Genomic DNA, 8,336 nt, shown 5'->3' with positions numbered 1-8,336 from the left:
CGGCTCGGTGGTGTACCAGCCGGTGCCGCGTTCAAAGACTACCGGCGGGTTCAGGCATTCCTCAATGGTGGTCCAGATGGAAAAGGAGGGGGCAAATGCCGGCTCGCCGTCTGCCCCGTCGACCACGAGGTTGGCGCCGTCGCGCACGCCGAGCTCCTCGATCGAGGTGAATAGCTCATCCTCCGCGTAACGGGCGAAGACGTCCGACAAACCCGGCTCCACCCCCATCCCTACGAGCGCTAACCGGCCGGCCTCTTCCCACTGATGGGCGAGCGCAAACTGTTCATCCCCGAGCATCACACCGGTCTTCGTGTACGGCTGCTGCGGATGCCTGACTGACAGGCTCATCGCCATGTCAAGGTAGGTGGCTCCTGCAGCGAAGCACCCGTTGAAGATCGGCATGACGAACCGGGGGTCGACCGCATTGAGCACATGCGTGATGTCGTGTTCGCGCACGACGGCGGCAACTGCCTCCGCTGACGACGCGTCCACCTGAGCGGCCACCAGGCGATCGTCGTCGAGGGACTCCACCAGGGCCTGCGGTCGGGCGGGATCGTAGTCTGCGACCACGAGCCGGTCGAAGAATGTGCGGCGGACGGCGATCCGCACGGCGGCTGATCCCACTCCGCCGGCACCAACAATGAGAATGCGCATTAGGCCAAGCCTCCATCAACTGAACGTCGGTAGGTATCGGGGGAGTCTGGCACCAGCACTGGTGTGTCGGCGTCAAGGCTTTCCCCTCGGAAAAACGGCAGTGATCCCTTTTGGGTCCGCCAGATCAGCATCAACACCAGGCCCAGGGCGAGGGAGCCAATGCCTACTACAAAGGTGCCGCCGACCCCGAGGAGTACGCTGTACCCGTACTCGACGTCGGCCATGTCGATCGCCGACTTGATGAAGGCGGCGGTCAGCATTAGGGCTCCCAATAGGGGGAGCAGGAACCGGAAAATGAAGTTGTGCCGGGAGGTGAACAGCTCCCGGCGGAAGTACCAGACGCAGGCGTACCCGGTGATGGCGTAGTAGAACGCAATGGCAAGGCCGAGGGAAAGAATCGAGTCGGCCAGGATGTTCTCGCTGACTATGGTCATCACCACGTAGAACGCGATCGCAGCGACGCCCATCACCAGGGTGGAGAAGGAGGGCGTTCTGAACCGCTCGTGGACGGTGCTGAAACGGCGGGGGAGCGCCTGATAGACGGCCATGGAGAGGGTGCCGCGGGCGGTGGGCAGGATGGTGGTCTGTGTCGACGAGACCGCCGACACCAGGACGGCTACCACCAGCAACCAGGCGGCTGGGCCCAGAATGACATCCTTGAGGGCGAAGAACACGTCCTCGGCATTGACCTCGTTCCCCAGCCCGGTGCCTTCCTCTCCCACCCCGGCGTACATCATTGCCGCAACGGTGACACCCACATAGGTGATGAGGAGCAGCACCGTGGAGATCAATGCGGCCCGGCCGGGGATGCGGCGGGCGTCGCGGGTCTCCTCGTTCAAGGCGAGGCAGGCATCCCAACCCCAGTAGATGAAGAGGGCCAGCAGTATTGCCTCGGTGAACCCTTCAACGCTCTCGAAGGCGAACGGGTTGAACCAGTCAAGGGATGGTGTCGTGGCGTTCTCGGCGGTGCCGTTGGCGATGCCGATCAGGGCAAACACGACAAACAGCACGAGGGCCAGATACTGGATCCCGAGGAGGATGTTCTGCAGTTTGGCGCCGATTTCCACGCCGCGGTAGCTGACATAGGTCATCAGGGCGATAAAGAAGACTCCAGTGGCTGTCACCAGCAGGGAGTTGTCGGCGAGTGACCCGTCACCGATCAACAGCCACAGATAGATTCCGGCGATCTGGGCGAGGTTGGCGAGCACAATGATCCCGGCGACCGCCACGCCCCAGCCGGCCATCCAGCCCACCCAGGGGCCAAACGCCTTGGTGGCCCAGGTGAAGGACGTTCCGCAATCGGGGATCTCCTCGTTGAGTTCCCGATAGGCGAAGGCGATAAACAGCATGGGGATGAACGCCAGGATGAAGGCGATCGGTGCCTGCGCTCCGACGGCCAGGACCACAAACCCGAGTGACGCCGCGAGTGAGTAGACGGGTGCCGTCGAGGCCAGCCCGATGACCACCGACCCCCACACGCCGAGGGTCCCGGCGGCGAGCCCCTTGCCCTGCCCCGGTGGCGTGGCACGGGAATCTTTACCAATAGCAATATGACTCATGGTGCGCCTCCGCGGTCCGGCCGGCCGGCGTCGTCGTCGGCCGAAATAATGTAACGCAGGCCACTATACCGACTAGTCGGTTTTTTGAAAAGGCCCTAAACTCGTGTGTATGGGTCACGCTCCGAGCACTGTTCAACGACTGGTTGATGCGTACCAGGACATTTTGGTGTCCGACGGCGAGCGCAGCGCCACCCTCGACGCCATTGCGCTGGGCGCGGGGGTCTCCAAGGGCGGCCTGACCTATCACTTCAGGTCCAAGGACGAGTTGGCGGTGGCCCTGTTCGATCGGCTGCAGACCCTGGTGGAGGCCGATCTCGAGGTGATGCGAGCCGATCCCGCACAGGCTGCCACGTACTACGTGAAGAGCTCGCTCGATCTCGAAAGTCCACTTGAACGCTGCAACATGGCGGTGACCCGGCTGGCCCAGGGATCCCACCCGGAGGCTAACGAACTCCTGGCGAAGTGCCGCACCCAGTGGTTTGACGTGCTGATGGAAGCGGTCGGCCATGAAGACATGGTGCACCTGGTGATGCTGCTCGGTGACGGCATCTACTTCAACGCATCTCTCTCCGGCACCGGTGCCATGCCGGAGGAGACCGACCCCGCAACAATCGACCGGATTATCGGGCTCATCGGGACCATCAAGTACTGACTCAGGTCTCCGGCTCCGGGATTTTACTGGCGGAGAGTGAAGACCCGCCGGACCACCTGCCCATCAGCCAGGGCGTCGAGGCTCTCGTTGAGGTCCCCCAGGTCGCGGGTATCGGTGTGCAACAGTTCAACTGGTAGCTTCCCTTCGCGCCACAGCGCGAGGTAGGCGGGGATGTCCCGGCCGGGCACCGAATCACCCATGTAGGACCCGAGGAGGCGTTTGCCCGCTCCGGCGAACTGCAGCGCCTGGGTGGTGATGGTCTGGTCGGGGTGCGGCAACCCCACTGACACCAGAGCCCCGCCGCGGGTCAGGAGCGCCAGGCATGCCTCCATCACCCGGGCACTGCCCACGGCTTCAATGGCCACATCCACGCCGTCGCTGCCCAGGGCGCTAACCAGCGCTGACGCCTCGTCGGGTGTACCTGACGACGTCGCCCCGCAGCTCAGCGCCAGGTCCCGCTTCGCTGGCAGCGGGTCGATAGCGACCACAGTGGTGCCGGGTACCTGTGCGGCGGCCATGACAGCAGCCAGGCCCACCGCGCCGAGACCGAACACAATCACCGATTGCCACTCGGCGACCCGGGCTGTGTTCACCACTGCCCCAATCCCCGTGAGTGCGGCGCACCCGAACATCGCCGCCACGTCGAAGGGGACGTCGTCCGCAATCACCACCACCGACTCCCGGGCTACCACCGCGTACTCGGAGAAGGCAGAGACGCCGAGATGGTGGTTGATTCGCTCCCCGGTGGCGCTCCGCAGCAGAGCCGGGCCGTGTAACAGGTCACCGCTGCCATTCACCTCGGCCGCGCGGTGGCAGAGGGCAGGGCGGCCGGCGTCGCATGCCCGGCAGGACCCGCAGCTGGGCACGAACACCAGGACCACGTGGTCACCCACTGTGACATCGGTAATGCCCGGGCCGACGACGTCGACGACGCCGGTCGCCTCGTGTCCCAGGGCCATCGGCAGGGGCCGCACCCGGGATCCGTCGATCACCGAGAGGTCCGAGTGGCAGAGGCTGGCCCGCTCGATGCGGACCCGCAGTTCGCCTGGCCGGGGCGATGGGATGGCAAGTTCTTCCATCAGGAGCGGAATGCTGTCGGAGTAGGGGCGGGCAGCGCCAGCCGTGTGGAGGACAGCGCTGCGCATCGTGGTGGGGTTCATGGTTTCAATGTACGGCCCGGGGCCGTCTTGCCGTCCACTCCCTCAGCAAACTACCGTGAGTTGTACGCCATCTGTACGAGGAGAAAAAACCGCATGGAAGTATCCCCAATTGTTTGGGCATTAACGATCGTCGGAATTGTGGGGCTATTGCTCTTCGACTTCTTCTTCCACGTTCGCAAAGCGCACACCCCCAGTCTTAAAGAGGCGGCGGTGTGGTCCTCGATCTATGTGGGGATCGCCATTCTCTTCGGCCTCGGGGTGCTGGCCTTCGGCGGACCCACCATGGGCACCGAATACTTCGCCGGGTATGTGACCGAGAAGGCACTCTCGGTGGATAACCTGTTTGTCTTCCTCATCATCATGGCCAGCTTCAAGGTGCCGCGCGCTGACCAGCAGAAGGTGCTGCTCTTTGGCATTGTGTTCGCGCTGATAGCCCGCACCGGCTTCATCTTCCTGGGCGCCGCGCTGATCAACCAGTTCGCCTGGATTTTCTACATCTTCGGCCTGGTCCTGCTGCTGACTGCTGGAAACCTGCTCAAGCCCACATCTGATGAGGACCACGGAGACACCCTTGTGGTGCGTCTGGCCAAGCGCTTCCTCCCGGCAACCGATCATTACGACGGTGACAAGCTGTTCACCATAGAGAATGGCAAGCGCGTTCTCACGCCCATGCTGCTCGTCATGGTGGCCATCGGCGGCACCGACATCCTGTTCGCTCTGGACTCGATCCCCGCGATCTTCGGCCTGACGCAGAACGTGTTCATCGTCTTCACCGCTACGGCGTTCTCCCTCATGGGTCTGCGCCAGTTGTACTTCCTGATTGACGGCCTGCTGGACCGGCTCATCTACCTGTCCTATGGCCTGGCGATCATTTTGGGCTTCATTGGCGTGAAACTGATCCTCCACGCGCTGCATGAGAACAATTTGGGCTTCATCAACGAAGGGGAACCGGTTCCAGTGGTCGAAATCTCGACCGGGCTGTCCCTGTCGGTCATCCTCGGGGTCCTGATCATCACCATACTGGCGTCAGTGTGGAGCCCCAAGGGCAAGGCAAAAACTGCCGCCTCCGGGGCGAAGCGGCACGCCACGGAGTACATGGACCTGGACTATGAGACTGACATTGACGAGCGCGAGAAGATCTACAACCGCATGGTCGAGGAAGAAGACATGTTGCGCAAGCTGCCCGAGAAGTACAAAAAGCTCATCCGCAACGAGACTGATTTCATGGATCTGATGCGGAGTGCCCACGAGGCCCACGGTGCCGCGATCGACCGAGAACCCACCCGGTAGGGCCTGCTGAAAGGGGTGGACCAGCACTCAGTTGCCGGTCCACCCCTTCTGCTTTGGTCAGGACAATCCGCCGTCCCGGGTTGTTCGGTCAGCTGCGGGTGGTTGCCCGTTCGGCAGCTGTGGGATTGCCCGGCATCTCGGTTCCCCTGATTGATTCGCCCGCGGTCTCCCTGACAAACGGCATAGCGATCATGCCGATCAGGCAGGCACCCATCATGTAGAAGGCTGGGACCAGCAGGTTACCGGTGGATTCGATCAAGGCCTCGTTTGCCAGGGGCGCCGTCCCACCGAAGATCGCAGTTGCCAGATTGTAGGTGACAGCGAACCCGGCGAACCGCACGTGGGCGGGGAACATGGCCGGGAACGTCGCCGAAATGGTGGCGAGTTGCAGCACGTATAGGATTCCCAGCACGGCGAACCCGATCAGAGCCCCAGTGAAACCGGTGCCGATCAGCATGTACATCGGCAGCGCCGCAACGAAGAGGCCCACCAGGGAGACCCACCACAGCGGTTTGCGGCCCACCCGGTCGGAGAGAGCGCCAGCGAACGGGATCAGGAGCATCATCACCACCTGGCCGATCAGGATCAGAGTGAGTGAGCCGTCGTCGGACAGCCCAATCTGATTCTGCAGGTAGGTGGGCATGTAGCTGAGGAGGGTGTAGTTGGCGACATTGAGCGCGATCACCAGGCCGGCCATGGTGAGGACCGGGCGCCAGTACTTGCTGGCCAGGTGCTTCAGCGTGGTGGGTCCGCTGTCTTCGTTGCCTGACTCGTTTTCCAGTTCACGGAAGACTGGGGTGTCCTCAAGCTTTGACCGCAGATACCACCCAATAAGACCCATCGGCCCAGCGATCAGGAAGGGGATGCGCCAACCCCAGTCGGACATCGCGTCGGGGCCCAGATTGATCTGCAGAAACAAGGTGACGGCGGTGCCGAGGGCGAAGCCGAAGATGGTTCCGAACTCAAGGAAGCTGCCAAGGAAGCCTCGCTTCCTGTCGGGCGAATACTCGGCCATGAAGGTTGCCGCACCACCGTACTCGCCGCCCGTAGAGAAGCCCTGCAGCATCCGCAGCGCAATCAGGATGGCCGGCGCCCAGTATCCGATCTGGTCGAAGGTGGGAATCAGCCCAATAGAGAAGGTTGCTCCAGCCATCAGGATGATGGTGAGGGACAGAACTGCCTTACGTCCCAGCCGGTCGCCCAGCGGACCCCAAATGAACCCGCCAAAGGGCCTGACGAGGAAGGAAATGGCGAAGGTGGCGAGCGCCCATTCAGCTCCGCCGGGGAAGAAGTTGGCGGTGATGTAGGTCAGCACTACTGCGTACACGCCGTAGTCGTACCACTCGGTGGCGTTACCTACCGCCGATGCGCCGATCGCCCGGCGGATGGTCTTCTTCCCTTCCGGAGTGTCGGTATCCGGAGCGTCGAATCCGGTAGCGGGCGGTTGATTTTCGGCAGTCACTCTATCTCCGTTCTCGGGCGCGACCCACGATCAGTAGCCTGATGAGCTGCTGGCTGGGTATGGTCAGCCATCAACCATAGCGATGCAGTTCGGTGATGGCTAGCGCGCCGATGGTCCTACCTGCCGTGGATTGGACCTGGAGATTTGGATCAGAAACGGTCCCTTCTACCCGCCGCTGATCTGCCAGATGGCGTACTCGTCGGCGTGCAGGATGGCGCGGCGACCATCGGAAATATCGCGGATCCAGACGATGCCGAGACCAGGCGCGGTGTCTTCAACATACCCGCTGTAGTGGACCTCACGGTTGCGGTGAGCTTCGATCTCATCCCCCCGGTGCAGCAGACCGAGGTCATGGATTCGGGTGATGACGGTGGCAGTGAGCAGGGACATGGTGGCTCCTTGGTTCTGTGGCCGGGGTGGGCGCGCCCGGCGATGATTTAAGTGAACTCCTGCGGTGTTGCGAGGGTGTTTCGGTCAGGTGAATTTGTCGCGATCTGGCCCCGCACCGCCGCGGCAGAGCGGACATTATTACTCAGGGTTGCGGTGCGGGGCTGCCATGCCGGCAAATAGTTGCCTAAGCTACCTGAATGACCAAACCAGCGTTGCCGGACCCGGCATACCTCAACCAGATCGACTCCGAGACCCAGCGCCGGCTCCTGACCGCCGTGTCGCCTGCGTCACCCTTCGATGGTGCGACCGAGGACCTTCGTGCCGCCGTCGACAGGAATGTCGAAGCCCTGCACAGCGACCTGCAACGGATTGTTCACACGCTCCATGCGCGTCCGGAGACCGCGTTTGAGGAGCACGATAGCGCCCGGTTGATCACCGACATTCTCATTGAGCACGGGATTGACGCCGAGTTGGGAGCCCATGGCGTCGCCACCGCAGTTCGTGCGGAGGTCCGCGGGACGGGGGGCGGGCCGACGATCGCCGTGCTCAGCGAGTACGACGCCCTCCCGGGGATCGGGCATGCCTGCGGCCACAACGTCATCGCCGCCACCGGGGTGGGTGCTTTCCTGGCGCTCGCCGGGATCGGGGACCGGCTGAACGGCACAGTCGTCTTCCTCGGGACACCCGCGGAGGAGGGGCACTCCGGCAAGGAGCTGCTGGCCCGCAACGGAGCGTTCGACGGCGTCGACGCCGCCATCATGGTCCACCCCTATGGTTATGACCTGGCGGATCAGGTCTGGCTGGGGCGCCGGCTGCTGACCGTCACGTTCACCGGGATCGCAGCGCATGCCTCAGCGCAGCCGTTCATGGGACGCAACGCGCTCGACGCCGCCAGCCTCACCTATCAGGGAATCGGTCTGCTCCGCCAGCAACTCCCGCCGTCGGACCGCGTCCACAGCAATATCGTCGAGGGCGGGCGCAGCCCCAACATCATCCCTGACACAGCTGTCATGAAGCTCTATGCCCGGTCCAAGTACCCTGACACGCTCAAGGACCTCAGCAGGCGTCTTGAGGACATCGCGCGTGGCGCCGCACTGATGACCGGCACCACTGTTGACCTCGACTGGGACCAGCACCCGCCGTCGCTCCCCATCCGCACCAACTACGCA

General features: G+C 63.1%; 8 protein-coding genes. 3 read left to right on the top strand and 5 right to left on the bottom strand.

Features of this window, described 5'->3' with window-relative positions; all coding sequences use genetic code 11:
- Positions 1 to 654 (bottom strand): saccharopine dehydrogenase family protein (locus Y703_RS23070; RefSeq protein WP_035764544.1); only part of this gene is annotated, 654 nt, incomplete at its 3' end.
- Positions 654 to 2,213 carry an APC family permease gene (locus Y703_RS0109845; protein WP_051427481.1) on the bottom strand — a complete coding sequence of 520 codons (1,560 nt, stop codon included), beginning with the start codon at positions 2,211 to 2,213 and terminating at the stop codon, positions 654 to 656. The genes Y703_RS0109845 and Y703_RS23070, both read right to left, overlap by 1 nt.
- A 109-nt stretch (positions 2,214 to 2,322) precedes the next feature.
- On the opposite strand from Y703_RS0109845, the gene Y703_RS0109840 reads away from it, so the two are divergent.
- The gene (locus Y703_RS0109840; protein ID WP_026552562.1) at positions 2,323 to 2,865 is read left to right on the top strand and encodes a TetR/AcrR family transcriptional regulator; all 543 of its coding nucleotides are present in this window, start codon (positions 2,323 to 2,325) and stop codon (positions 2,863 to 2,865) included.
- 23 nt (positions 2,866 to 2,888) lie between these two features.
- Here the strand turns inward: Y703_RS0109840 and Y703_RS0109835 are convergent, their stop codons facing one another.
- Positions 2,889 to 4,010 carry an alcohol dehydrogenase catalytic domain-containing protein gene (locus Y703_RS0109835; RefSeq protein WP_026552561.1) on the bottom strand — a complete coding sequence of 374 codons (1,122 nt, stop codon included), beginning with the start codon at positions 4,008 to 4,010 and terminating at the stop codon, positions 2,889 to 2,891.
- Positions 4,011 to 4,118: 108 nt separating this feature from the next.
- Between Y703_RS0109835 and Y703_RS0109830 the strand changes: the two genes are divergently transcribed.
- The gene (locus tag Y703_RS0109830) at positions 4,119 to 5,315 is read left to right on the top strand and encodes a TerC family protein (protein WP_026552560.1); all 1,197 of its coding nucleotides are present in this window, start codon (positions 4,119 to 4,121) and stop codon (positions 5,313 to 5,315) included.
- 88 nt (positions 5,316 to 5,403) lie between these two features.
- On the opposite strand, the gene Y703_RS0109825 is transcribed toward Y703_RS0109830, so the two are convergent.
- Complete coding sequence (locus tag Y703_RS0109825; RefSeq protein ID WP_026552559.1) at positions 5,404 to 6,777, bottom strand: MFS transporter; 1,374 nt, start codon at positions 6,775 to 6,777, stop codon at positions 5,404 to 5,406.
- A gap of 165 nt (positions 6,778 to 6,942) precedes the next feature.
- Positions 6,943 to 7,167 (bottom strand): hypothetical protein, encoded by a 225-nt coding sequence (locus Y703_RS0109820; RefSeq protein ID WP_026552558.1) that lies wholly within the window; start codon positions 7,165 to 7,167, stop codon positions 6,943 to 6,945.
- A gap of 197 nt (positions 7,168 to 7,364) precedes the next feature.
- On the opposite strand from Y703_RS0109820, the gene Y703_RS19180 reads away from it, so the two are divergent.
- The coding region (locus Y703_RS19180) for a M20 family metallopeptidase (RefSeq protein WP_051427480.1) at positions 7,365 to 8,336 on the top strand (972 nt) is incomplete at its 3' end.

Source organism: Arthrobacter sp. H20, from assembly GCF_000520515.1.
Taxonomy (GTDB): domain Bacteria; phylum Actinomycetota; class Actinomycetes; order Actinomycetales; family Micrococcaceae; genus Arthrobacter_D.
This window is presented reverse-complemented; position numbering and strand designations above follow the sequence as displayed.